At 28.9% G+C, this 26,016-nt stretch carries 22 protein-coding genes; 3 read left to right on the top strand and 19 right to left on the bottom strand.

The annotated features are described in order from the left end of the window. Positions 1 to 15: 15 nt before the first annotated feature. The 11 genes from LQE93_RS10260 to LQE93_RS10210 form a co-directional block, all read right to left on the bottom strand. The gene (locus LQE93_RS10260) at positions 16 to 1,248 is read right to left on the bottom strand and encodes an NAD(P)/FAD-dependent oxidoreductase (RefSeq protein ID WP_055266448.1); all 1,233 of its coding nucleotides are present in this window, start codon (positions 1,246 to 1,248) and stop codon (positions 16 to 18) included. Then, on the bottom strand, positions 1,248 to 1,652 hold the full coding sequence (locus LQE93_RS10255; RefSeq protein WP_231073480.1) for a 4Fe-4S dicluster domain-containing protein: 405 nt from the start codon (positions 1,650 to 1,652) through the stop codon (positions 1,248 to 1,250). Before LQE93_RS10255 ends, LQE93_RS10260 begins: the two co-directional genes overlap by 1 nt. An 11-nt stretch (positions 1,653 to 1,663) precedes the next feature. Further along, positions 1,664 to 3,751 carry a molybdopterin oxidoreductase family protein gene (locus LQE93_RS10250; RefSeq protein WP_231073479.1) on the bottom strand — a complete coding sequence of 696 codons (2,088 nt, stop codon included), beginning with the start codon at positions 3,749 to 3,751 and terminating at the stop codon, positions 1,664 to 1,666. A gap of 217 nt (positions 3,752 to 3,968) precedes the next feature. After that, positions 3,969 to 4,865 carry an ROK family protein gene (locus LQE93_RS10245; RefSeq protein WP_055266443.1) on the bottom strand — a complete coding sequence of 299 codons (897 nt, stop codon included), beginning with the start codon at positions 4,863 to 4,865 and terminating at the stop codon, positions 3,969 to 3,971. Between the two features lie 167 nt (positions 4,866 to 5,032). Continuing rightward, positions 5,033 to 6,394 carry an MATE family efflux transporter gene (locus LQE93_RS10240; RefSeq protein WP_231073477.1) on the bottom strand — a complete coding sequence of 454 codons (1,362 nt, stop codon included), beginning with the start codon at positions 6,392 to 6,394 and terminating at the stop codon, positions 5,033 to 5,035. Between the two features lie 243 nt (positions 6,395 to 6,637). Then, a complete protein-coding gene (locus LQE93_RS10235; RefSeq protein ID WP_055266439.1) occupies positions 6,638 to 6,940 on the bottom strand; it encodes a PTS sugar transporter subunit IIB in 303 nt (100 codons plus the stop codon). Between the two features lie 34 nt (positions 6,941 to 6,974). Next, positions 6,975 to 8,393 (bottom strand): 6-phospho-beta-glucosidase, encoded by a 1,419-nt coding sequence (locus LQE93_RS10230; RefSeq protein WP_055266437.1) that lies wholly within the window; start codon positions 8,391 to 8,393, stop codon positions 6,975 to 6,977. A gap of 72 nt (positions 8,394 to 8,465) precedes the next feature. After that, on the bottom strand, positions 8,466 to 9,764 hold the full coding sequence (locus LQE93_RS10225; RefSeq protein WP_231073475.1) for a PTS sugar transporter subunit IIC: 1,299 nt from the start codon (positions 9,762 to 9,764) through the stop codon (positions 8,466 to 8,468). A 15-nt stretch (positions 9,765 to 9,779) separates the two neighbouring features. Next, on the bottom strand, positions 9,780 to 10,079 hold the full coding sequence (locus LQE93_RS10220) for a PTS sugar transporter subunit IIB (protein ID WP_055266433.1): 300 nt from the start codon (positions 10,077 to 10,079) through the stop codon (positions 9,780 to 9,782). Between the two features lie 55 nt (positions 10,080 to 10,134). Beyond that, positions 10,135 to 10,461 carry a PTS lactose/cellobiose transporter subunit IIA gene (locus LQE93_RS10215; RefSeq protein ID WP_207642907.1) on the bottom strand — a complete coding sequence of 109 codons (327 nt, stop codon included), beginning with the start codon at positions 10,459 to 10,461 and terminating at the stop codon, positions 10,135 to 10,137. 126 nt (positions 10,462 to 10,587) lie between these two features. Continuing rightward, entirely contained in the window at positions 10,588 to 13,302 is a 2,715-nt protein-coding gene (locus LQE93_RS10210; RefSeq protein ID WP_231073473.1) for a sigma 54-interacting transcriptional regulator, read from the bottom strand. Between the two features lie 134 nt (positions 13,303 to 13,436). Here LQE93_RS10210 and LQE93_RS10205 point away from each other — a divergent pair, with 134 nt between their 5' ends. Then, the gene (locus LQE93_RS10205) at positions 13,437 to 14,663 is read left to right on the top strand and encodes a helix-turn-helix domain-containing protein (protein WP_231073471.1); all 1,227 of its coding nucleotides are present in this window, start codon (positions 13,437 to 13,439) and stop codon (positions 14,661 to 14,663) included. Positions 14,664 to 14,704: 41 nt separating this feature from the next. Here LQE93_RS10205 and LQE93_RS10200 read toward each other — a convergent pair whose 3' ends face one another. Beyond that, positions 14,705 to 15,589, bottom strand: coding sequence for an EamA family transporter (locus LQE93_RS10200; RefSeq protein ID WP_055266425.1), 885 nt, complete (start codon positions 15,587 to 15,589; stop codon positions 14,705 to 14,707). 268 nt (positions 15,590 to 15,857) lie between these two features. Between LQE93_RS10200 and LQE93_RS10195 the strand changes: the two genes are divergently transcribed. Further along, complete coding sequence (locus LQE93_RS10195; protein WP_231073469.1) at positions 15,858 to 16,304, top strand: MarR family winged helix-turn-helix transcriptional regulator; 447 nt, start codon at positions 15,858 to 15,860, stop codon at positions 16,302 to 16,304. Beyond that, positions 16,301 to 17,689 carry an MATE family efflux transporter gene (locus tag LQE93_RS10190; protein ID WP_231073467.1) on the top strand — a complete coding sequence of 463 codons (1,389 nt, stop codon included), beginning with the start codon at positions 16,301 to 16,303 and terminating at the stop codon, positions 17,687 to 17,689. The genes LQE93_RS10195 and LQE93_RS10190 overlap by 4 nt, the downstream gene beginning before the upstream one ends. A 93-nt stretch (positions 17,690 to 17,782) precedes the next feature. Here LQE93_RS10190 and LQE93_RS10185 read toward each other — a convergent pair whose 3' ends face one another. The 7 genes from LQE93_RS10185 to LQE93_RS10155 form a co-directional block, all read right to left on the bottom strand. Next, entirely contained in the window at positions 17,783 to 18,589 is an 807-nt protein-coding gene (locus LQE93_RS10185) for a DUF368 domain-containing protein (protein WP_231073465.1), read from the bottom strand. 173 nt (positions 18,590 to 18,762) lie between these two features. Continuing rightward, entirely contained in the window at positions 18,763 to 19,011 is a 249-nt protein-coding gene (locus tag LQE93_RS10180) for a DUF1653 domain-containing protein (RefSeq protein WP_055266417.1), read from the bottom strand. A 216-nt stretch (positions 19,012 to 19,227) separates the two neighbouring features. Further along, positions 19,228 to 20,448, bottom strand: coding sequence for a hypothetical protein (locus LQE93_RS10175; protein WP_055266415.1), 1,221 nt, complete (start codon positions 20,446 to 20,448; stop codon positions 19,228 to 19,230). After that, positions 20,445 to 21,773, bottom strand: coding sequence for an efflux RND transporter periplasmic adaptor subunit (locus LQE93_RS10170; protein ID WP_231073464.1), 1,329 nt, complete (start codon positions 21,771 to 21,773; stop codon positions 20,445 to 20,447). The genes LQE93_RS10175 and LQE93_RS10170 overlap by 4 nt, the downstream gene beginning before the upstream one ends. A 12-nt stretch (positions 21,774 to 21,785) precedes the next feature. Continuing rightward, entirely contained in the window at positions 21,786 to 22,625 is an 840-nt protein-coding gene (locus tag LQE93_RS10165) for a carbohydrate ABC transporter permease (RefSeq protein WP_055266411.1), read from the bottom strand. 16 nt (positions 22,626 to 22,641) lie between these two features. Then, the gene (locus LQE93_RS10160; protein ID WP_231073462.1) at positions 22,642 to 23,499 is read right to left on the bottom strand and encodes a carbohydrate ABC transporter permease; all 858 of its coding nucleotides are present in this window, start codon (positions 23,497 to 23,499) and stop codon (positions 22,642 to 22,644) included. Position 23,500: 1 nt separating this feature from the next. Continuing rightward, complete coding sequence (locus LQE93_RS10155) at positions 23,501 to 25,984, bottom strand: ABC transporter substrate-binding protein (protein ID WP_231073460.1); 2,484 nt, start codon at positions 25,982 to 25,984, stop codon at positions 23,501 to 23,503. Positions 25,985 to 26,016: the final 32 nt, after the last annotated feature.

The following is a 26,016-nucleotide window of genomic DNA, read 5'->3' as shown; positions in this document are numbered from 1 at the left end:
ATGATATTTTTATAACTAATATATAAACTCAAAATTTTCTTTCATATTAAAGAAATCTGCATAGTCTATATCAAATATACTTTTAGTTACTTTTGAAATATCTATATTTTCTTTTATAAGCTGAGTTAAAACTCCTGCATAAGATAAATCACCTTGAATTAAAGCTCCATAAATCTTACCATCCTTATGGATAATCTTCTTGTAGTTATCTCCATCAATCTTAACTTCTACTTTATAAGTTTCATCCTTTGGTTCAGTATCACCAAGAGACATAGTTGCTATCCCAACAAAGTTCATAGTATTCTTGCTTCCAAAGAAATCTGTCATTATCATTTCATTTCCTAACATATTATTAGCTGCAATAATACCTTCCTTAACAGCTGTTGGCCATATTGGATTTCTACCTGTTATATCTCCTGCACCATATACATTGTCAATGTTAGTTTTACCCTTTTCATCTATAATTAAACCAAATCTATCAAATTCTATGTTGCTTCCTTCTAAGAATGCAGTATTAGATCTAACACCTGTTGCTACTATTACTAACTCACATGGAATTTCCTCTGTTCCATTGCCAGTATTTATAACTAAAGCCTTAGGGTTTTTATTTTCATCTAATATTAACTTTTCAGCTCTAACGCCAAGCTTTAAATTAACACCATTTTCAGAGAACTTCTTTTGATATACATCAGAAGTATATTTATCTAATTGAATAGGTAATATTTTATCTCCCATTTCAACTAAAGATACATTTAACCCTTGTCCTAATAATCCACTAACTGCATCTATTCCAACAAGACCTGCACCAAGAACTACTACATTTTTAACTTTTTTAGCTTGTTCCTTTATTAATACAGCATCATCTAAGTTTCTTAATCCAACTACATTGTTACCTTCTCTTAAACCTTCTACTGGAGGTATAAATGCAGATGCACCTGTACATAGCATCACTTTATCATATGTTAAAGTTTCTCCATTAGATAATTCTAAACTTTGAGCTTTATCATCTATAGACTTAACTTCAACACCTTTAATCCAAGTTATATTATTATCTTCAAAGAATTTTTTATCTGTGAAGTTTAGTGCTTCTACATCTCTATGATTAGATATATAGTGGTGAAGTATACATCTTGAATATACATTTTCATCTTTAGATACTAATATTATTTCTGCATCTTTATCTAATTCTCTTAAAGTCTTAACTCCGCTGATTCCTGCTGCAGAGGCTCCTATAACTACATATCTCATTACTTAACCTCCTCTAAAGTAATTGCTGACATCGGGCATTTAGCCACACATTGTGGGCTTCCTTTTTCCTTACATCCATCACATTTCATTATCTCTTTATGAGTTCTTGAATCAGCCTTTAACACTCCGTATGGACAAGCCATTATACACATATAACAGCTTGCACACTTATTTTTATCGTACATTACTTTTCCTGTTTCTCTATCCTTGCTCATAGCACCAGTCATACAAGTATAAACACATTCTGGTTTATCACAATGTCTACAGAATATTGGAGCATATTTACCGTTACTATCTATTGTAATTCTACTTCTTGTATCTTCTGAACCGTGAGATACTATACATGCAGTTGTACATGTTAGGCATCCAACGCATTTACTTCTATCTATCTTAATTCTCTTCATTTTTCTACCTCTTACTTCTTGATGATATTTACTGCCACAGTCTTAAATGATGGCTCCTTTGAATATGGATCATATACTGAAGGAGTAAGTGAATTTGTTTCTATGTAGTGAATTGGTGCATATAAATGATTCTTTTTAACATGGTCTGAAATTTTTATAGTAAATTCACTAGTAACTCCGTTTTGAGAAGCTATCTTAACTCTTTCGTTTTCTACTATATTTAACTCTTTAGCTAGTTCTGGATGCATAAATGCATAGGATTCTTTAGAATATATTCTTTCAGATTCTTCAATTTCTCTAGATCTAACTTGAGTATGCCATTGTCCTACTGTTCCTCTTCCTGAGTTAAATATATATGGGAATTCTTCGCTTGTTTGAGTTGGATTTTCTGCTATATCTTCAAAGTGGAATTTAGCTTTCTTTGATGGAGTATAATACTTACCATCTTCAAATAATCTTCTTTCATCTGCTTCAAGAACATCCCCTTCTCTAAATGGCCATTGAACTCCTCTTGAACCTTCCATGTTCTTACCTTCTAACATTTCATAAGTTACACCAGTAATATCACAAGGCATTCCTTTTGAACACTTCTTTAACAATTCAAATGCTTGTCTTGGAGTTTCCCATCCTTTTAAAGTATCTCCCATTCCTAATTCTTCACCAATCTTGTAGAAGATTTCGTAATCAGATAACTCTCCTTCTTCCTTAGCTATTACAGGATTAACCTTTGATAATCTTCTTTCAGTGTTTATTAATACACCTTCTTTTTTAATAGCTGGAACTGATGGTAAGAATAAATCACAAAGCTTAGCGCTATCTGTATCTTCATATATATCTTGAACTACAAAGAAATCTAAGTTCTTAACTGCCTTTTCAAATTCCTGATTATTTGCCCATGAGTGTCTTGGATTTGTGCAAATTACCCATAAACCTTTTATTTCACCAGATATAACTTTTTCTATTATAACGTTATATGGAATTGTTGGCTTAGTAGCAAGTACACTTTCATCTACTCCTAAAGCTTCTGCAACAGCCTTTCTACGTACTGGATTATCGAAATCTCCACCACCGTAAAGTCCTGCAGTATTACTAAATGCTCTTGAACCCATAGCATTACATTGCCCTGTTAAAGAGTTAGCACCTGTACCTGGTCTACCCATATTACCAGTAATTAAAGCTAAGTTAATTATTGATTGAGCAGTTCTAACAGCTTGATATCCTTGGTTAACTCCCATCGTCCACCAGAATGAAACTCTTTTTCCGTTATGGATTATTTCAGCTAATTCTAAAACTCTTTCCGCTGATATTCCAGTTTCAGATTCTACATTTTCTAATGTAAACTTAGAAACATGTTCCTTGAATCCTTCATATCCTTCTGTGAAGTTTTCAATATAATTATTATCAATATAACCTTTTTCTATTAATACATTCGCTAATGTATAGAATAAAACTAAGTCTGCTTTTGGCTTAACATCTATCCATATATCAGCATTCATAGCTGTTTCTGATTTTCTTGGGTCGATTACTATTATCTTAGCATCTTTATTTTCCTTTATTCTTCCCCAGAATACTGGATGGGCTATAACTGGATTTGCTCCTATTAAGAATATAGTATCTGAAAGCTCCGCATCATTTAATGTATATGGAGGTGCATCAAATCCAAAGCTTTGCTTATGAGCAACTACTGAAGTAGCCATACATAATCTAGTATTACCATCACCAGGTATACCCATATGATTTCTACCTACGTGTCCAAGTAGTGCCATATCTTCTGTTGGCATCTGACCAGTACTTATGAAAGCAACACTTTCCTTACCATACTTCTCTTGAATCTCTGTCATTTTTTTAGCAAATGTTTTTATTCCCTCTTCCCAAGAAATTTCTTTCATTTCTCCATTTTCATCTCTTAAAAGAGGTGTTTTTCTTGCTTTAATTTTTGTTTGCTGTTTATCTAAATTTAAACCTTTAATACAGCAAAACCCTTTATTAACAGGATAATCCACAGTTGGTGAAACCTTATATATTTTTCCGTCTTCTACATGAAAGTCAATGTTACATGCTAATGCACATAAGTTACAAGTTGATTGAATTTTTTTCATAAGTAACTTCATCTCCACTTCTTTATATATTAATATCATTAAATTCATTGTTATTTATTTCACTAAGTAAAATCTATCATACTTTTATCTAAAAAACTGTGATAATAGTCACATTTTTAAACTGAAAATATATTTATATAAAAATTTCATAATTAAATATAAAAAAAGCACGAAAATCCCTTTCCGTACTTTTACTTAATAATTATATTCTTTAATTTTATTTCATATTTACTTTAATTACTGCCCCTAATATATTTGCATCATTATTGTACTTACATCTACCTATTTTTGTTGTAAGAATATCTAGTCCTAAGAAATTCTTCGATGCTACTTTAAATCTTTCTGATATTAAATCTATAAACCAATCCTCTTCAGATATTCCTCCTCCTAAACATATTATTTCAGGATTATAGAATGTTGTTATAGATAGTAATTGATTTGCTATATTTCTAGTCCAGTCTTCTATAGCTAACTTAGCCACTTCATCTCCAGCTAAATATTTAGCTGTTATTTCATGACCATACTCTAATCTCTCATCTTCACTTACTTTAGTATTATAAATTTGAATTAAAGCAGTCATTGAGCAATAGTCACCTTGTCTTAATACCTTATTTTCATGGAAATCTATAAATGGCATATGATGAAACTCCCCTGCAAATCCATCAACTCCATATATAACATCATCTTCATTACATAGGCATCCACCAGTACCAGTTCCTATAATTAGAAAGGCTGATGATTTAGTTCCTTTTGCATTACCAGCTTTAAGCTCACAAAGTCCTGCTGATTTAGCATCATTTATAGTTGCAACTATTTTACCAGTTCTCTTTGATATTTCTTCATTAACGCTTGTCCCAAACATTATTACAACATTTGGTGCTGCATAAGACTTTATTTCTGATGCTTCATTAACTAATCCTGGAGCACTTACCCCTATTCTATCTACTTCATCTAAGTATTTCGCATTTGAACATATATAATCATAAAATTCATCTTTAGTATTACACTTAACTGTTGGAATTTTCCACTTTTCTATTATATTAAATGCTGAATCTACTAATGCGTATTTTATAAAAGTTCCACCTATATCTATTCCTAAAGTTAATTTATTCATATTTTCCACCCTTTTACAAATTAAGTTATAATTATTATATTTTATAATTAAATTATATCAGTAAAGGTATACATAAGTTTTCATTTTTTGAAAATATATTAAATAAAAAAAAGAATTAATAATAAGGAATTTATTGTTATAAATTTCCCATTATTAATTCCTACTCTCTACGCAAGAGTAACATTTTTAATCCACTTATCCAGAAGCAATCTCTTTGTACACCACAATGCTTTAATTACCTCATCTATTTTTAAGCAGAAAAATACTATACCAGCTGGTAAATTTAATACTACCCCTGCTATAAACCCAAGAGGAATTGCTAATAACCAAAGGAAAAGTACATCAGCTTTCATTAAGAATTTAGTATCTCCACCTGCTCTTAATACACCTTTAGTTAATGTTGAGCCAACAGCCGAGAATACTACTATAATAGATGTTGTATTCATTAGTTGATATGCAATTTCCTTTGTACTTCCCGCTACATCATAAAATCCTATCATTACATTCTTTAAGCTAAATATAAGAAGTCCAGAAATACATCCTATTAATACTGCTAATACTAAAAATGTCTTTCCATAATCTTGTGCCTTATCATACTCTCTAGCTCCAACAGTATTTCCTATAATTACACCACTTGCATTTGCTACTCCCATTAAAAATACTGTACAGAATTGTTGTAATACTGTATTTATAGAGTTAGCAGCTACCATTTCTGCTCCCATTCTCCCCATGATTACAGATAACATATTTAATCCTATTACTAATATAAAATCACTTATAAGTACTGGAGTTCCATGCTTAGCATAATCAGTAAAAATAGCCTTATCATGTTTAAATAAACCTTTAACCTTAAATTGTATTCTCTTATCAATAAATATTAAATAAATTGCAACTATTAAGAATTCAATTATCCTAGATATTAAAGTTCCTACTGCTGCTCCAGCTGCACCTAACCTTGGAGCACCTAAATTACCGAATATAAACATCCAGTTTAAAAATATATTTGCAAAGAATGAAATAGCTGTTGAACATAAAGCTAACTTAACTATTCCAACAGTTCTTAAAATTCCTATTGCTATAGTAGAAAAACCTTGTACTAAAAATGCAAAAGATAATATCTTTAAATACTTAACTCCTTCAGCAATTACTGATGGATCTGGAGTATATATTCTCATTATTTGAGATGGGAAAAACTGTCCTAATATAAAGAAAGTAAAGCTAAATATCGCACTTATCTTAAGCATCATAGATAATGTCTTACTTATAGATTCTTTATCCCCTTTTCCCCAAAACTGTCCTGTTAAAACTCCTGCTCCTCCAGCTAATCCAAAATGTATTACTAGAAATATAAAGCTAAATTGGTTTGCTAATGCAGAAGCTGATAATGCTACTTCGCCTAATGAGCCAAGCATCATCGTATCTGCCATACTTATTCCTATCGTAATTAAATTTTGTAACGTTATTGGAATAGCTATAGCTAACATTCTCTTATAGAAGTCATTTTCTCTTTTAAATACCGTCAATTCCATGCTTCCATCTCCTTCCTCCTATGATTATATCATCGAACACGTTCTTATATTTTCTTATTTTGAAACTTTTTAAAAACATAAAAATACAAGCCAATGTATTATTATAGCTTGCATTTCAATATCATAACATTCTAAATTTATTTATCACAATTTTAACAATATATAAGTTTCATAATTTTAAATAGATATATTAGATTTATAAAACCTAATATATCTACTCTAAAAATCAAATTTGTAATACCATTATTTAATTAATTGTAATGCTCTTTCAAGAACAGCTGCTCCATTCATTGTTCCATAAAGTCTCATATCTATAACCTCTACTGGTACTCTTCCTTTTACTAAAGCATCAACTTGTGGCTTTTGGAATCTAACTTGTGGTCCAAGTAAAACTATATCAACTGTATCAACAACGCTTGAACATTCTGAAACTGGTAAAGCGTTAATGTTTATTTCTATTCCTTTTGCTTTTGCAGCATCCTTCATCTTATTAACTAAAAGACTTGTAGACATACCTGCTGCACATACTAATAATATATTTTTCATAATTTTTCCTCCATATACTTTTTATTATTAACTTTTATAACTTCTCTCCATTACTTCTAATAACATCCTTATACCAGTAGAAACTCTTTTTTCTCTTTCTATCTAGCGTTCCTTCCCCATCATTATTTTTATCAACATATATAAATCCATATCTCTTCATCATTTCTCCAGTCGATGCCGAAATCAAATCTATACATCCCCATGGGGTATATCCCATTAACTCTACTCCATCAATAACAACAGCTTTCTTCATTTCTTCTATATGTTTTCTTAAATAATCTATTCTATAATCATCATTAATTGATCCATCTTCTTCAACAGCATCTATAGCTCCTAAACCATTCTCAACAATAAATAATGGTTTTTGATATCTATTATATAAATTATTTAATGATATTCTTAGTCCAACAGGGTCTATTTGCCATCCCCAATCAGACGCTTGTAAATAAGGATTTTTCTTACCACCCATCATATTACCAGAAACAGATTCTTCATCCTTATTTGTTCCCATTACTAAAGACATATAATAACTAAATCCTATATAATCTACAGAACCCTCTCTTAATACCTCTTCATCATCCTCAGCCATTTCTATAGTTATATTATTTCTTTCAAAATAATTTTTCATATAATTTGGATAATATCCTCTAGCTTGTACATCTGAGAAGAAATAATTTTTATTCATAGCTTCTTGTACTAATAATGTATCTGATGGATTACAAGTTTCAGGATACATTAAAGGATAAATCATCATCATTCCAATTTTAAAATCCGGATTAATTTTGTGACCTAAACTTACAGCCTTAGCACTTGCTACTAGCTGATGATGCGCAGCTTGATATACTACTTGTTCTTTGTTTTCTCCTTCTACAAACTTTATTCCAGCAGGTATAAATGGATGTAATGCTATTACATTAATCTCATTGAAAGTCATCCAATATTTAACCTTATTCTTATATCTTGAAAATATCGCTTCACAATAATTAACATAAAAATCTACTAGCTTACGATTTCTCCACGCTCCATATTTTTCCACCAACGCATATGGCATTTCATAATGAGATATTGTAACTACAGGCTCTATTCCATACTTTAAACACTCATCAAATAATCTATCATAATATTTTAATCCCTCTTCATTTGGTTCACTTTCATCGCCATTTGGGAATATTCTTGTCCATGCAATTGACGTTCTAAAACATTTGAATCCCATTTCAGCAAGTAAAGCAATATCACCTTCGAATCTATGGTAAAAATCTATTGCTTCATGAGATGGATAATACTTACCTTCAATTACTCCGTCAGTATATTCTCTTTTCTTTTCTCTTGAACCAGCTGTGGCTACATCAGCTGTACTAACTCCTTTTCCGTGAACATTCCATGCTCCTTCACATTGGTTTGCAGCTACAGCCCCTCCCCATAAGAAATTATCTGGAAATTTATTATTACTCATATTATTTTCCTCCTAATAATGAGGCTCATTTATAATAAACAAGCCTCACTTTAAATTTAAACTATATTTTTCTTAGTCAAAAACAACATCACTGAAATCTACATCATCTTCCGAATCTTGTTGTTCCATTGCATAAGCTTCATTATCTAATAATTTAATAAATGGTAAGTAAATTATAAATGAAACCGCTACTAATACCACTTGTAATGCAGCTATTCGCCAACTACCTTGTAAGAAACCACCTACTACTAATGGTGTTCCTAAAGGTAATCCAATACACGCTAACTTTGGTACTATACCTGTTACAGTTAACATATATGCTATTGTTGCACAAGCAATTGGAGATAATATAAATGGTATCGCTAATTTTGGATTCATTATACATGGTGCTCCAAATATTAAAGGTTCATTTATTCCACAAATACTTCCTGGTAATGCTAGTGCCCCTAACGTTTTATAACGCTTGCTTTTCGCTCTAAATGACATATAGATATTCATTCCCATAGTTGCACCTGAACCACCAATTAAAACATATGTCATTAAAAATGCTGACCCTACTATATTAGGTAATGGTTCTCCTGCATTATATGCTGTTAAGTTTGCCATATCTAATCCTGTCCATATTGGCATCATTATTGAGAAAACTACCATAGTTCCATGAATACCAAATAACCATAAAAAATGAGATACCAGAATTACTATTAATAAAGCTCCAAATGATCCACCTAATCCTTGTAATGGTGTTTGTACAAATTGATAGACTAATGAATGTATACTTCCAAAAGAAGTATTAGTAAATATAGCTGCTACTACTAAAAAAATAGGTGTAATTATAAATGCTGGTATTAACCCGGTAAAAGATTGTGAAATTGTTGGTGGAACACCTGCTGGCATTTTAATTACTATATTTTTATTAACTATAAGTGCATATATTCTACCTACAAGCAATCCAACTAATATAGCAACGAAAAATCCAGTTGCTCCTAACCATTCGAATGATATAAAGCTAGTACCATCTACATTTGCTAATGGAGTTACTATAAAGAAACATAATAGTGATATCATCCCTGCAATAGGTCCACTACAATCAAAGCTTTCTGACATCTTATATCCAATAAAGAATACGGCATATAAAGAAAGAAGATTTGTTGTAAATGTTATTGGTAAATTAAATAATGTATTTAGTCCTGTGTTTGCTAAAAAGTTTTGATATGGTTCAAATGGAAAGTTAGCTAATAAAGTAAATATTGCCCCCACAATAATTACTGGAAGTGCTCCTGCAACCCCATCTGATGTTGCTTTTAAATATCTGTTGTTACTTATTTTATTAACAATTGGCATAACTTTCTCTTGTATTTTTGATCCGTTCATTTTTAAATCCCCCTTTTATTTAGTTAATGCTGCTTTAAGAACTTTAGCACCATTCATCATTCCATAATCTGCACTATCTATAACTTTAACTACTATTCCCTTTGGTTCATATTTTTCTTTAAAATCTTCATATAGGAAGCTAACTTGAGGTCCTAATAATAGAATATCTGTCTTATCTTCATACTCAACAAATTTTGATTGTGGAATTGCGGTTATTTCAACCGGCAAATTGTTTTTCTTTGCTACATTCTCCATTTTTGTTACTAATAAACTTGTAGACATACCTGCTGCACAAATTAAGGTAATTTTTTTCATTATTCTTTCCTCCCAAAATAAATATATAAATTTAAATAAATACTTTTATAAAAGATTAACCTTGCTCTATCATAAATTTTTCATGAATATCAATTATTTCATTTGCTAAATCCTTTACTGTTATTGCGTTCATCAAATGATCTTGAGCATGTACCATCAATAATGAAAGTTCTGTTTTCTCGCCCGCTGCTTCTCCTTGAATCAGCTTAGTCTGTATTTCATGAGCAAGATTTAAATCTTCTTCAGATAATTTTAAATTTTCTTTAGCTTCTTCTATCTTACCTTTCTTAGCTAACCTTATTGAGTTCATAGCTTTACTTCTAGCATTTCCTGCATTTACTATTAATCCAAATACTACTTCTTGATACTCCATATTATCCATCTTCTATTCACCTCTTAATTTTTTATGTTTTCTTAATAATATATAAAGCAATTGCCATGCCAAAACTAATGAAACACATAAAATAAAAACTCTCAATTAATGAGAGTTTCTATTAAAACATTATTATTAATTTATAAATCCACCTTTGAAGAAACTAGTAATATAGCATATTTCATCATCATCTACTTCAATATTTTCATAGTATTTATTCTTTAATTTATTTATTTCAATCTTTACCAAGTTAAATAACTCTTGGTTTTCTGCTATAAATTTCTCCTTTAATTCAAAAGGCTCTGCCTTTATTCCTTCACTTAATCTATCTATCATACAAGCTATATGAAGCGTTATTCCTATCAGTCTATTTGTTTCTATTTTCATATTTATTTTTTTCTGGATTCTTTCATTAAAACACTTTATATGCTCTAAAACTCTTTCTCCATCAATGTGTTTTAAATGTGTTTTAAGAGTTTCTACCATTTTTATATATGTTGTTTCTAAATCAATAACTTTTTGTAATTTATCAATTCCATCCGCAACAAATATATCTTTTAGCGAAAGCTTAAATATATCTACCTCTATATCGAATGTACTTATTAAAGATATTATTTTATACTCTCTTGATAATCTATTTATCTTATTCTCTATATTTTCTACACCAATTAAATTCATTGTAATAATATCTATTACGTTACTATCATAATTTAGTTTATTTTCTAATAAATTAAGTATACTTTTAGCTCCACCATCACCTGTTGTACATACAGATAATATAGCTAATTTTTTTATACTCTCACTTGTTAAAACTTCATTTTCTTTTTGATAGTCAGTAATGTATAACTCATTAACTTTTATCATATCATTTAATATTTCATCAACATTATATCCAAGCATAGCTTTTCTTGTTGCTTCAAGAACATGTAGAGTACTTACTAAAGGCATAACCCTAGTTTTTATGTTAAACTCTGCTTCTATTTCTTTTGCAAAAGTTGTTAATGAACCCATATCAACTAAAAATAAAATATCAGATTTTATTTTTTTACTAATATATTTCTTAACTCTTTCTAATACTTTTTCTGGACTTTCTTCTATAGGCGCATTTATCCCTATAGCATAATTATTTCCTAATAACTTATTAGTAGCATTAACCATAGATGTGGCTGTAGTCTCTCCATGAGCAATAACTATAACCTTTACTTCTTGTTCTTCCTTTTTTATATTACATTTATCATATGCTAAAAATATAGCTAAAAACCCCGCTTCATCTATAGGCATACTTATATCTAAAGATCTCTCAATAATTTTTAGTAAGTCTAATGCTATATTAAACTCAATAGTATTTTCAACTCGAATTTTATTTAATTGTGGATTAGTAATCTTTTTATTAGATCTAATTCTATCTATGGAACTATTAATATGTACGGCCATTCCATAGCAAACCTTCTCACTTAGTTTTCTATTTAATCTATCTTCACTAAAATTAATTATTTCTAGTATAACTCTTCTTATATCCCCATCGATAAATCCTTCTAGTTGTGATATATCAAAAGTACAACTAAAATTTTTATTAAGCTTATTAATATACTTCTTGAAATAATTATCTATATCAAAGTTAATAGTTTCCTGTAAATTTGATTCATCAATTCCTCTCTCTTTTAATTGATGATATCTTGCTTCTATTAACTCATATATATTACTTTCTCCTTTATAATCTTCAAATATTATCTCATCATCAAGATTATTAAATATACAATACTTTTTATTAATATCTATAAGCTTGTTCCACAATTGCCTATGATCAACTTCTTTATATAAACCCTTTCTTATATATAAAGGCAAATCCAAGCTATTTACCTTTATATCTGTTTTCTTACCTGATACATATTCTGCATAAGCTCTTGCACATATTAATTGAATATCTACTTTTAATTGTCCTATATTTGCTTCACAATCATAACTCAATAAAGCTTTTATAGAATTCATAGATACCTTTATCTCTTTATCTAATCTAGCTGATTCATCTTTCATAAATGCACTAATCAAAGAAAATCTCTCTTCAACACTTCTCTCAGCTAAAGATGGAATATGTATTGTCATTGGAATTCTTCTAGTAAATGTTTTTAATAGAACTTTTTCTGGATTTTCTGTAGTAGCGCAAACAATAAGTACTTTTGCCTTTCGCTCAAATTCCGTTTCTCCAAGTCTTCTATATATACCTTTATCCATAAAAGTAAAAAGCATTTCTTGCCCTTCAGATGGTAATCTATGAACCTCATCTAAAAACAAAATCCCATTATTTGCCTTTTCTATTAATCCTATCTTGTCAGAATCAGCACCTGTATAAGCTCCTTTCTTACATCCAAATAACTGACCTAATAAAAGCTGAGGATTATTTGCATAGTCTGCACAATTAAACGTTATTAATGGAGAGTTCTCTAAAAACTTCTTCATCTCTATTCCATATTTATGTATTAGTGATACAAACATTGATTTTCCTACACCAGTTTCTCCGAGAACCAACATATTCATTCCATTTGGTGGATATAAAACAGATGCTTTAGCTTGTTCAACTGCTGAGCATAAACTTTTGTTTTCAGCAACAAAACTGTCTAATACATTCTCATTTAAGATTTTTTTAACTTTAAGTTTCTTTTTAATTATTGGAGTAAATAATACAGGCTTTCCACATTTCTTTATTGCTTTGCCTTCTTCACATAAACGATTTAAATCATTACTTACGTTTGCTCTGCTTAATCCTAATTCGCTTGCAATATCGATTGTAGCAACCCCTCTACCATCATATAATTCAATTAACTTGTTAAATACCTCATCTATTCTCCCCAATTTCATCCCTCCAATATTTTACTTAATTAAAATATTATGTTGATTTTTTACATATTATATGTTAACATTTACAAAAACTTTATTTTTGTATTATTTTAATATTTTTATAAATATTTTATTATAGAGGACTTAATATGAATGATAATATTTCACTTGATAAAATTAAATATCTATGCAACTTAACATTTAATACTTTTAACACTTCTGTATGTTATATTTCTAATAAAAATAACATACTATATTCTGTTAAAAATATGTCATCAACGGATATATCAATAGATTTTGATAATTTATTTATCAAGTTATCTATGAGTTATTGTACTTTAAATATTCCAATACTAGTTACCACTAAACATGATTTTAAATTTATAATAATTAACTTAATCTTTAAAGAGTATGTAGGTTCTATAGTTATTGGGCCGATTTTAAGCAGTCCTATAGATAAAAATTATATCTATAACAATAACTATATTTCAAATATTGATAAGAATCTTATATATAAGTATTATAGCGAGATTCCAGTTATAGAAATATCAACTATATTAAATTGGATTAGTCTACTTTTTTTCTCTATTTACAACAGTCCCATGTATAATGATTATATTTTAAAGGATGATAACTCCTATTTGGACATTAATTTCAAAGTAAAAAATACATATAAAACTTTATTAACTACAAATAGACAAAATACTACTCATCATCATAGCAACAAGCTTATAAGATGTATTTATAATGATATAAAAACTGGAAACATAGATAAGCTCTTATTAGATTTAAAATCTAAACCTGATGGTGAATTAGGTACTGTTGTCAAAAGTAATGACCTAAGAAACCGAAAAAACTTAATTATAGCACTAATAACCTTATGCACTCAGGCATCTATTGATGGTGGTGTATCATGTGAGGATGCTTTTACCCTTAGTGATTCATTCATTCAAAATATTGAAGAAATTAATAATATTAGTTCTTTTATTACCATAGAAAGTAAAATCCCTATAGCCTTTGCAGCAAAAGTAAAAGAAGTACAAAAATTTAACTACTCTAAAATTACTTATACTTGCATAGACATAATTTTGAAACATCTATACGAAGATATTTCACTTTTAAAAATTAGTAAAATGTTAAATCTATCTCCCCCTTATATATCTTCAAAATTCAAAAAGGAGGTGAAAATTAGCTTAAGCGAATACATATTAAAATGTAAAATTGACGAAGCTAAATATCTTTTAACTCATACTAACTATTCTATATTAGAAGTTTCAACTTTATTATGTTTTCACGATCAAAGTTACTTTACTAAAACATTTAAGAGATTCACAGGTATAACACCTAAAAAATATACCTCTAAGACATCTATATAAAATAAAAAAATCTCCAGCAAGCAAGCTGAAGATTTTTTATTTTATATTTTTATTAATAATGCTAATGTTCCTACAACTATCAGTCCTAATCCAATTACAGATTTTTTAGAAAGCTTTTCTTTTAAAAAGATATATGCAAAACCTACAGTTACTAATATGCTTAGTTTATCAATCGGTACGACTACACTAGCCAGTCCATCTTGTAAAGCTTTATAATAACATAGCCATGAAGCTCCTGTTGCTAGACCTGATAATACTATAAACGCCAAGCTTCTTCTATCTATATTTTTCACTTCATGTTGTTTCTTAGTTATAAATACTATAATCCAAGACATAATTAAAACTACAATCGTTCTTATAGCAGTACCTAAATTTGATTCAACATTATCTATTCCTATTTTAGCAAGAATAGATGTTAATGATGCAAATATAGCTGAAAGTGATGCATATAATAACCAAGCTTTATTTTTAATTCCTTTTATTTGCTTATTATCTTCTACATTTACAGTTTTCTTTTGAATCATCAAATATGTTCCTATTCCTATCCCTATCATTCCTAGTATCATATTTATAGTAATCTGCTCTCCTAAAATAATAAATGCCAATATCATCGTTAAAATTGTACTTGATTTATCAACCGCAACAACTTTATTTACATCTCCTATTTGTAATGCTTTAAAATAACAAAGCCATGATGCTCCTGTTGCCAGACCTGAAAGTATTAAAAAAACATAACTTTTTATACTTATATCATTTACCGTCCACTGAGATCCTACTACAAATACCATCATCCATGAAAAAACTAATACCACTATTGTTCTTATGGCTGTAGCAACATGAGAATCAACATCTTTTATTCCCATCTTAGCTAAGATGGATGTAGTTCCTGCAAATACTGCTGAAGCAAAGGCATATAAAACCCACATAAACTTTCTCCTTATAATCTAATTATTAAATCATATTTATACCCTATGGATATAATTCCAATTATTTATAAACATCCACTATTATATACTTTTATACTAATTTATTCTATATATTATAAACTTATATTCTTATCGTAAATATACTTTAATTGCCTTTATAGATAAAATTGCAAAAACTTTATAAAATTTCATTAATAAATTAGTTGCAATTGCAACTAATTTAGCATTATAATATATCAAGCAAAGCAAATTAAGAAAGGATTATTTTATGAACAATAAAAACGATGAATATTTTGGTAAATATATATCAATTCTACACCGTCAAGCTAATGTTTTTTATTCAAAAGAATTTAATAAATTTGGTATTGGTTCTGGTCAATACATGTTTATGATCCATTTGTATAGAAATGACGGTATTAGTCAAGAAGAACTTTCAGATATTATTAACATAGATAAAGGAACTACAGCTAAAGCCATAAAAAAACTCGAAGAACTTGGTTATATAGAAAGAAATAAAGATTCTGAAGATAAAAGAATAAATAGAATCTATTTAACAAATAAAGCTTTAGAAATTAAAGAAGAATTCCTAGAGAGTTTAATGAAGTGGGAAGATATGCTTACTTCGGACTTAAGTGATGAAGAAATTCTTTATGGATTAAAAATATTAAATAAATTAACTAATAATGTTTCAAAAAAACTAGGAGGTAATAAATGAGTAATCAAAAATATTTAGCAGAAGAATCTATTGGAAAGTTACTTCTAAAATATTCTATTCCTGCAATTATAGGAATGCTAGTAAATGCTTTATATAATATCGTTGATAGGATGTTTATTGGACGAATTCCTGAGGTCGGTTCTTTAGCTTTAACTGGTGTAGGTATTACAATGCCTATTATGTCAATTCTTTTAGCATTTGGTATGCTTATCGGTATAGGATCAACAGCTAATATATCTTTAAATCTTGGGCGTGGGAAAAAAGATGTTGCTGAAAAATTAATTGGTAGTGCAGTTACTTTAAGTTTAATAGTTGGTATTGCAATAACTGCCATAGGACTTATCTTTATAAATCCTATATTAAATATATTTGGTGCAAGTAGCAATACTTTATTCTATGCTAAAGAATATATAACAGTAATTCTAGTTGGCTCTACTTTTAATATTCTTTCTTTCGCTCTAAATAGTACAGTAAGAGCTGATGGTAATCCTAAAATGGCATCATTCACTATGATTGTTGGATGTCTTACCAACGTTGTGTTAGATTATGTTTTTGTATTTATGTTCAATATGGGAATCAAAGGTGCTGCTTTTGCAACTGTTATTTCACAAGCACTTACATTCTTTATTATTTTATATTATTACACAAAAGGTAAATCTAATTTAAAGTTAAAAATACCAAACCTTAAACTTCAAAAAAGTTTGATTATGATGACATTTGCTATAGGAATCGCTCCTTTCGCTACTCAAATAGCAAACAGCTTAGTACAAGTTGTAGCAAATAATGCTCTAAAAACTTATGGAAATGACTTAGCTATCGGTGCAATGACAGTTATTAGTTCTTTAAACATGGTATTTATGATGCCTATATTCGGTATAAATCAAGGTTGCCAACCAATAATAGGTTTTAATTACGGAGCAAGAAAATTCGAAAGAGCTAAAAAAACATTTATATATGCTACTATAGCTGCAACAATAATTTGTTCTATTGGAGGAATATTAATTCAATTATTCCCTCAACTTTCAATAAGTATATTTAATAATGATGCTGAACTTACTGGACTAGCTGTTAAAGGCTTAAGAATTTATTTACTTATGATGCCTATCGTAGGAATTAATATAGTAGCAACAAGTTACTATCAATCTGTTGGTAAGGCTAAAATGTCTATGTTTGTAAGTTTATTAAGACAAGTTATTCTTTTAATTCCATTCACACTAATATTACCTAAATTCATGGGATTAGATGGAGTATGGGCTGCCGGTGCTTGTGCTGACCTATTATCTGTAGTTATTACAATAATATTAATAGCTAAAGAATTTAAATCATTAAATAAACTTACTATTAAAGAAAATTCACAAGCTACTTTAGATGTAGTTATTAATTAAGCAAAAGCCTTCAGCATTAATATTTGCTGAAGGCTTTTCAATATTTATTAAAAATGAAATTTTTATGGCTAAATTTATTTTATCTTAATTTAACTACTCTTTATCTTTTTTAGAAATAAAATAAATAATAGTAAATCCAATTATTAATGCCAATATTGAATATATAAAATTAATATTAGTCGATTCACTAGGATATATAGCTATTATTGACCCTACAACAAAACCTAGTATCATCATATAAGTTTTTCCAGGATATTTTTTTATTAATTTTTCAATAATCTTTGTAGTTAGTACAACTCCTATTAACACTCCTATTCCCACAGGAATTAAAAATTTAATATTAAATGTATTAATTGCATCTAAAGTTACATCATATAATCCTAAAATTAACAATATAAAAGACCCACTAATTCCTGGCAATATAAGTGCTACTGCAATTATTATACCTGCCAAAACTAATAAACCCATATTAAATATTCCTGTACTTTCTATGGCTATGCTAGCAACCTCATTACTACCTGATAAAGACAAAGCTAAAACAAAACCAACAATTAAAAATATATAATTGAAATTACTCTTTTCTATAGATATTGCTTTTCTATATAGAGTTGGTATTCCTCCAAGGATTACTCCAATAAAGAAAAAAGCCATTAAGGTTGGAAACTTATCTAAAGCTTTATCAATTATCCTACTAAAAGCTAGTACTCCTACAATTCCACCTAAAGCTAGTTGAAATATTAACTTACTATGTTTTCTCCAGTCCTCAAAAAACGAACCTACTGCATGAATTAAATCATCATATACATTTAATATTATAGCCATTGTTCCTCCACTAACTCCTGGAACCATTGTAGCTACGCTTATAGCAATCCCTTTAAAAAAATTAATTATCCAATTCATATTCTTCTCTCCTAATTTGCTATATAAAAATAATGGATATATCTTTTATTAAAATATATCCACTTCTATAAAATTAAATCATTAGTCTTACATAACTCAAATCTTTTTAGATTTGTATTTATTTCTTCATTAATCCTAATTACAAAGTACTAGAAGCCTAATTTACATTTATTTTACTTAACACTTTTAACATTAAATTCTTCAAATCTATATTTTTGTCCTGTTGGGTTTACCTTACCTTCGGGTACTTCTTCTACAAACATACCATAAGGTCTTACAAATAAACCACATTCTCCATAAAGAGCTCTATAAAGAACCATCGTTTCTTGAGTTTCTGAATGTTTCACAAAGTCTTCAACTAAATATAAGTCTCCCTTAAAATGTCTAAATATTTTACCTTTAGAATTAGTTATATCTCTCATCTTTTTCTCCTTTTGTTATATACTAAATATTCTTTATATAATTTTATCTTAGTAAAAAAATATATTCAAATATAACTCTATAATAAAATACATTTTTATAATTATACTTATAAAGTTATCTTTATAGAATTTAAATTCTAAAATAACTAATGACAAGGTTAGATTGAACTGTGGTCAATTTACTACTTGTCATTATTAGCATTTTAATAAATATATTTAATTAGTAACAGTTTCCTTTATTCTTATATCTTCTATTAATTTACTTTCTTTATATATAAAATATTTTTCATGTATTCTCATAAAGTAATCTCCACAGATATATAATGGATATAATAACCAAAGCATTACTATATTAACATCGAAACTAAACTTTGACCATATAGTAAGAACTGCTATAAATGTGCATATTACACTTACTGATACTATATATATTAATTCTTTTATATCTTTTATCTTATTAACATTTAAATTTATTACAAATAATATTATTGTTAAAATTGAATATAATACACTCATAATTAAATTTTCTATATTATAGATATCTATACCGTATTTCTTCATATAAAGTACATATTGTAATTTTTCTATATTTTCTTTCCACATCTTACTCCAAAAATCAAAATCTGACCATTTGTTAGGAATCATATCCAGTGGAATAGAGATATTTAATTTTGTAACTTTAAAGAATATAAATATACTTATTATTGCCATGGAAATATATATTATCTTTAACACCGGTTTTCTCTTAGCCTTGAAAAAATGTGTTATAATTTTAATTAATATTAAAACTAAAGCTATTATAGGAAATACCATTGCAAATACCTTCGCAAAATTATGATATATACCACCACTTATTGCCATCTCTTGAATTCCAAACTGCGTCTTAAATTCTTCTATTTTATTTAATGTCATATCAGTTCCATCAATAGTTAACCCATCTAAAACATCTCTATCATCATCCAATAATTGAACAATAATATTAGATTTTGTACTATCATGAATACCTCTTACTATTAATTGTCTCTCTCCATAAGTTATTTCCTTACCAATAGAATGTGTACTTCCAAAAAGTTTATAAGATGTTTCGGTATCTATTAAACAACCATCTTTATCATCTTGAAATAATAGTGCTCCATCAAATAATAAGGACGAGTTTCCCCTTATAGCTAATACCTTAAGATCACTTGCAGTTCTATTCAAGTCTGTATTAGTAGCTGATTGTAATGATTTTTCAGTCCAACCAACTACAGATATATCACTTTTACTTTCTTCAATATTTTTTACTATATCTGCATTAATATTTCCATTTTCAAAATAAAAGTTTATTGTATCATTATCTCTTTCAATATTATTTGCATATCCTAAAGTAATTCCCCAGCACATAACTAAAGCAAAAATAAGGATTACCTTAATTATATGCTTTACTTGCCTTATCATTCAGTCTCCAGGCGAACTCTATCGCCATCTTCAACAGTTTTATTACTACTTATTATTACTTGTTCTCCTCTTGAGAATGTACCTTCTTTTAAAGCTGCAAATTCGTTATCTTTCTTTTCAATTTGAACTTCATACTTTTTTGCTACCTTTTCAGTACCAAGTACTGTTTCTTTTTCACTTACAGCTAAGACATAATAACTATTATTATCTCCTTGTCTTAATGCTGCTAAAGGAACACATGTAGAGTACTTTTTAGATTGACTTGAAATGATTATTTCTCCCATATCATCTATTTCACCTGTACCTGCTGGTAAAACAACTGTTACATTTAAATAATCTGGACTTTCCTCACTCTTTGAAATTGCTTCTATTGTTAGATTTTCAACGTAATTTCCACTATTTAATTTAAGAGCTACAGTTTGTCCTTGTTTTACTAAAGTTCTCTTGCTAGATTCGATTTGTCCAACAAACTTATATCCACTTTCTTTATCTGCTATTGAGATTATAGCATCAGATGTAACTCCACCATTTTGAGCAAATACACTTGTAACAATTCCTTCTTTTGGAGATGTTACTTTTCCATTAGCATCTAATAGTGGTTGTATTTTTTCTAATTCTGCGTAATAGTCATCTAATTTTAATGAATCCTTAACATCTTGTAGGTTACGATCTAAATCTAATGTGTCATTAGCGTCTTCTACTGCTGATGAATACATTGCCTTCTTGCTTTCATAATCAGCCTTTAAACTCTCTTCTACTGCTGGATCTCTTACCGGTCCTTCTTCATTAACTCCATCTCCTGATGCCTCTGGAAGTTGTCTGTATTCATCTAATTCCTTCTTTGCTTTATTCATCTCTTCTAAAGACTTTGCTACATTACTATTTTTAGAAGATATAGCTCTATTGTAATCTTCCTTAGCTCTAGCTAAAGTTTTTTCATCTCTAGAAATATTTTCGTTTATATCATCTATCTTTTTTTGTAAATCTTCAGTATCCAATTCAACTAAAACATCACCTGCTTTAATTAACGCTCCAACACTTACATTTACATATTCGATTTTTAATCCTTCAATTGTAGATATTTTTTCTTCTCTATTTTTAACTACTCTTCCAGAAGCCTTAACTTCATCAACCATTGTTTTTACCTTTGGCTTTTCTGTTTTGATAACAGGAATTGTTAAAGAATCTGCAAATCTTGATAACATAGTACATCCTATCATAATTAATAAAAATGCACCTAAGTACTTAACTGCTTTCTTCTGTATCGTATCTTTTCCTTTTTTAACATATTCGAAATTTATAATTTTCTTTATTTTTTGTTTCATACTCATAACTCATCATTCCTTTACTGCTGATGCTGCAATACCTTGCTCTAAATAACTTTGACCTGCAAAGAATACTATTATAGCTGCTATTAATGTAACAGCTGATGCCGTAAATGCTATATCTGCATTTTCTAATGTTATATTAGGCAGATAAATTGATAACGGCCATAAACTCTTATCTTTTAAGAATGTTAATGGTTGTTCTATTAAATTCCAAAGTTCTAAGAATTGTAAGATTACTGCCGACATTATTCCTGGCATACCTAACGGAATTCCTATTTTAAAAAATATCTTTAATTCACTTGCCCCATCTATTCTCGCTGACTCAATAATAGCCTCAGGTATATTACAGAAAAATCTATACATTATAAAAACTGAGAACGTTGAAAAAATAGCAGGTAATATAATACTCCAGTGTGTATCTAATAATTTAAAAGAATCTAAAACTAAGTAACTTGATAGCATAGTAACTTGAAATGGCATTAACATTACTACTATGTATAAAGTAAATAATATTTTCTTAAATCTAAAGTTGTATCTTGCAAATCCCCAAGCTGCCGCTATTCCTACAATAAGTTGTCCAGCAATTGATAAAAACACTATCTTTACTGAATTCCAGAACATCACGAAAAATTGTGGTGTATCTAATAATAGCTCAACATAAGACCTTATAGTTGGATATTTCGGTAATAACCCCCAACTAACAAAGTCTTTTCCCTTGCCCAGCACTGGAGCAAGGTGTCCTGTTAACTCTGCTTTCCCCATGAAAGAGCCTGCTATTAAAAAGATAACTGGAAAACACATAAATAAAGATAATATAACTAATATAAGAAATATAATTTTTCTTTTCATTTTAGCAATCTCCTCTCTAATCTTGATTTTCCCATGCCCTCTGTAAAAGCATAATTAATCCAAAGATTATTACTGCAATTACTACAGAGGCTGCAGCCATCTTTCCAAATGACATCTCTCTAAACCAGTTATTAAATAAATGTTGTAATAAATACATACTCTTATCTGGATAATCTCCAGCTACTAAATAAGCCTCTCTAAATACTTTAAAAGAGTTAAGTAAAGATAAAACAGCTATTGTATATAATGTAGGTTTTAAGCAAGGTAATGTTATTTTAGTGAAACATTTTAATTCTCCTGCTCCATCAACTTTAGCTGATTCATAAATCTCTTTTGATATAGCATTTAAACCTGCTAACCATAGTATTATTGTATATCCAAGATTTTTCCATATATAACTAAATACGAGTACCCAGAAAGCATATCCAGTATTCATCCAATCTTGGCCTACAATATTAAAATTATTTAATACTCCACTTAATACTCCTTGTTCATGAAAAACTATATTCCATATAAGTACTACAGATGCTATTGGTACAGCCATAGGTATTAAAAAAGCAGTTCTTAAAATTTGAGAAGCTTGTACAAATCTATTTAAGAATACTGCTATAGCTAAAGATATTGCTAGCAATAATGGTATACATACTAGCACAAACTTTATTGTATTTTGCGACGCTAATTTAAAAGCCGCATTTGAAAATATATCATAATAATTTTCTAACCCTGAAAATTCTCTTGAAATTGCACTTTGAAAAGATCTAATAAACACATCTAAGAAAGGAAGCAGTGTAAACACTGCTACCCCTATTAGACTTGGTAAAATAAAATATAATGGTGCTTTATTTATCTTTTTCTTTCTTTTTACCTTTTCCATATTACTCCGCCAAATATAAATCTAAATTATCTACTATTGTATTAATAGCATCATCTAAACTACTATTTCCTAAAGCATATGCTTCAAATTGTTTAGCTACTTCAGTCAATAACACTCTATTAACTGTTCCAGCTACATTTAAACTTTCTATTTCACCTATTAATCTATTAATATCTTCTTCATTTGGCAGGTATTGTTTAACCTCATGCATAGTTCCATCTTCATCTTGCCATCCCATTGTTCCACCAAAGTAATGTTGAGTTTCCTCATCAAATTCTGGTTGCCACTCTTCATCTATTGCAAATTCTTTTTTCAAACTTTCCTTATTTACTGTTATTCCTTGTCCATAATATCTTGTTTGAGATTTTTCATTAAATAATTCTTTAATAAATTCTTTTGCTTCCTCTTTATTTTTAGCTTTAGAATTTACTCCTAAAAGATCAATAGGCATAAATACTTTTTCATCGCCTCTTGCTAACATCTTATAATCTAAATCTTTATTATTTATCAATGCAGTAATTAAAGATTGATATCCCCATGATGAATCTAATCCACCATAAATTAATGAACCAGCATTATTTCCATCCATTAATAATGAATCTGCATAAACCGAAGGCATTAAGTAATTATTAATCTCGTATACGCTCCAGATTCCTTCGTTAGGGTCTACAAAATCTTCTCCATCGCCTTCTTCAAAGTCTTCATCTTCAATAATTTCCTCTTTATCAGGAATTTCTTCACCTTGGAATTTATCATTCCATATCGCTTCCATCTTTTCATAATATCTCTTCATATTTTCATCAACAACAGTATATAATTCTTTAGATTTTTCAAAGAAATTATTTAATGCATCAACATTTATAGTTTTATCGCTATTTAACCAATCATTTCCATATAAATAATATAATGAATAAACTAAAGTCTTAGGAGAATAGTAATCATTAAATATTCTCTTATCAGGATTTTCTTTTCCTAACTTTTTAGCTAATTCTACAAATGAATCTAAATCTGAAACTGATTCTATAACATCTTTGTTTCCAACTAACATTGGGAATTTAACTTTAGTTGGGAATTGATATATCTTTCCATCAACAGTATACGCATCCGCTATGTTTTTAAATAATAAATCTTGATTTGTATATTCTGATATAACATCGCTTATATCTTCTAAAAGCCCTTTTTCTATATAAGACTCTACTGGTAGCCCATCTAGTAATATAACATCTGGACCATTTCCAGCAGCAATTTCAGTATTTAAAGTTTTAAGTGCATCTGACTCAGTAATTCCTTCTTCTCCCCAAGACATACCAATTTCATATTTAACATAAATATCTGGATTCGCTTTTGCATAAGAAGAAACAGCTTGTCTCACTTGATCATTTTCTAACAATGAATATACTCTTAATTGTTTATCAGGAACAGATGGAATATTAGCATCATATGCAAAATTAATAATAGCTGTTCCTCCATTGCTCCAATCGTTAAATGCAGTTAAAAATTCATTATTATCCTTTTCAACAAAAGATATTAAATACATTTCTGTATCACCAAAAGAACTTAATGCTCCATCTATAAGTTGTTTAGTCTTCTTTTCTGATAAATCATATTCATATAAACCTAATGTAGTATAGTAATATAATTTAGTTTTACTTCCTGAGTTTATAAATGTTGGATAATACTGAACAGTATCTCCTAAAACTTCTTTTTCTAACTCCTCTAAGTTACCCTTTTCATCTCCAGTGTTAATATCAAATTCTACTATAGTTGAAAATCCATATATGATAAGCGAATCTCCTACTATTGAATAATCATTAAAATAATCTTCAAAGAAATACTCATTTTTTACTTCAAAAGTAGTTCCATCTAATTGAACTACTGAATCACCCTTACCAGTTGAATAGAATATATCTCCATTTGAAGCTGCTTTAAATTGTGGTTGTCCATACCACATTCCATCTTCTGCCTCTTCTTGTTGTATTTCTATTTCTTCAAAAGTTCCATCTTGATTTACTATAGCATATTTATATTCTGGTTCTTTCCATTCTTCTTTATCTAGTATTTCTGTACTTTCATCTTCAGCAATATTACCATTTTCATCAACTTCTGGTTCTACCCATGGTTCCATAAAGTAATATCCTATAAGTATTCTTCCGTCACTTAATACAGTAGAATTCATAATTGAAGTTTCCATACCATCTTGTTTTGGTAAATCTATAATAGTTTCACTCCAAGTTTGTCCACCATCCTCTGAAATAAAACTGGATAATCTTACTTCAGTATCATAAGTTTGGCCTACCATTGCAATTCTACCGTCATCTAGTTTAGTCATGTTTTGAATATATGAATCTATTGGAGATTCATATCTCTCTTCAACATACCTTCCCATCTCTGACTTTTTAGTACCACCATCAGAACATCCAACTGCTGATACCATTAAAGTAAGAGACATAGCCATAGAGAATAATCTTTTTAATTTACCACCCATAAATTCCTCCATAATTTGTTATATTTAATATT

It is taken from the genome of Clostridium sp. NSJ-145, from assembly GCF_021044725.1.
Classification (GTDB): domain Bacteria; phylum Bacillota; class Clostridia; order Clostridiales; family Clostridiaceae; genus Clostridium; species Clostridium disporicum_B.
This window is presented reverse-complemented; position numbering and strand designations above follow the sequence as displayed.

What these genes read in the sequence shown, in the direction of transcription:
- LQE93_RS10190 (WP_231073467.1), top strand. Translation starts at nt 16,301, where the DNA reads ATGAGTAATCAAAAATATTTAGCAGAAGAATCTATTGGAAAGTTACTT.
- LQE93_RS10195 (WP_231073469.1), top strand. Translation starts at nt 15,858, where the DNA reads ATGAACAATAAAAACGATGAATATTTTGGTAAATATATATCAATTCTA.
- LQE93_RS10230 (WP_055266437.1), bottom strand. Translation starts at nt 8,393, where the DNA reads ATGAGTAATAATAAATTTCCAGATAATTTCTTATGGGGAGGGGCTGTA.
- LQE93_RS10215 (WP_207642907.1), bottom strand. Translation starts at nt 10,461, where the DNA reads ATGGATAATATGGAGTATCAAGAAGTAGTATTTGGATTAATAGTAAAT.
- LQE93_RS10225 (WP_231073475.1), bottom strand. Translation starts at nt 9,764, where the DNA reads ATGAACGGATCAAAAATACAAGAGAAAGTTATGCCAATTGTTAATAAA.
- LQE93_RS10235 (WP_055266439.1), bottom strand. Translation starts at nt 6,940, where the DNA reads ATGAAAAATATATTATTAGTATGTGCAGCAGGTATGTCTACAAGTCTT.
- LQE93_RS10220 (WP_055266433.1), bottom strand. Translation starts at nt 10,079, where the DNA reads ATGAAAAAAATTACCTTAATTTGTGCAGCAGGTATGTCTACAAGTTTA.
- LQE93_RS10185 (WP_231073465.1), bottom strand. Translation starts at nt 18,589, where the DNA reads ATGAATTGGATAATTAATTTTTTTAAAGGGATTGCTATAAGCGTAGCT.
- LQE93_RS10250 (WP_231073479.1), bottom strand. Translation starts at nt 3,751, where the DNA reads ATGAAAAAAATTCAATCAACTTGTAACTTATGTGCATTAGCATGTAAC.
- LQE93_RS10245 (WP_055266443.1), bottom strand. Translation starts at nt 4,865, where the DNA reads ATGAATAAATTAACTTTAGGAATAGATATAGGTGGAACTTTTATAAAA.
- LQE93_RS10205 (WP_231073471.1), top strand. Translation starts at nt 13,437, where the DNA reads ATGAATGATAATATTTCACTTGATAAAATTAAATATCTATGCAACTTA.
- LQE93_RS10240 (WP_231073477.1), bottom strand. Translation starts at nt 6,394, where the DNA reads ATGGAATTGACGGTATTTAAAAGAGAAAATGACTTCTATAAGAGAATG.
- LQE93_RS10255 (WP_231073480.1), bottom strand. Translation starts at nt 1,652, where the DNA reads ATGAAGAGAATTAAGATAGATAGAAGTAAATGCGTTGGATGCCTAACA.
- LQE93_RS10165 (WP_055266411.1), bottom strand. Translation starts at nt 22,625, where the DNA reads ATGAAAAGAAAAATTATATTTCTTATATTAGTTATATTATCTTTATTT.
- LQE93_RS10260 (WP_055266448.1), bottom strand. Translation starts at nt 1,248, where the DNA reads ATGAGATATGTAGTTATAGGAGCCTCTGCAGCAGGAATCAGCGGAGTT.
- LQE93_RS10180 (WP_055266417.1), bottom strand. Translation starts at nt 19,011, where the DNA reads ATGAGAGATATAACTAATTCTAAAGGTAAAATATTTAGACATTTTAAG.
- LQE93_RS10175 (WP_055266415.1), bottom strand. Translation starts at nt 20,448, where the DNA reads ATGATAAGGCAAGTAAAGCATATAATTAAGGTAATCCTTATTTTTGCT.
- LQE93_RS10160 (WP_231073462.1), bottom strand. Translation starts at nt 23,499, where the DNA reads ATGGAAAAGGTAAAAAGAAAGAAAAAGATAAATAAAGCACCATTATAT.
- LQE93_RS10170 (WP_231073464.1), bottom strand. Translation starts at nt 21,773, where the DNA reads ATGAAACAAAAAATAAAGAAAATTATAAATTTCGAATATGTTAAAAAA.
- LQE93_RS10155 (WP_231073460.1), bottom strand. Translation starts at nt 25,984, where the DNA reads ATGGGTGGTAAATTAAAAAGATTATTCTCTATGGCTATGTCTCTTACT.
- LQE93_RS10200 (WP_055266425.1), bottom strand. Translation starts at nt 15,589, where the DNA reads ATGTGGGTTTTATATGCCTTTGCTTCAGCAGTATTTGCAGGAACTACA.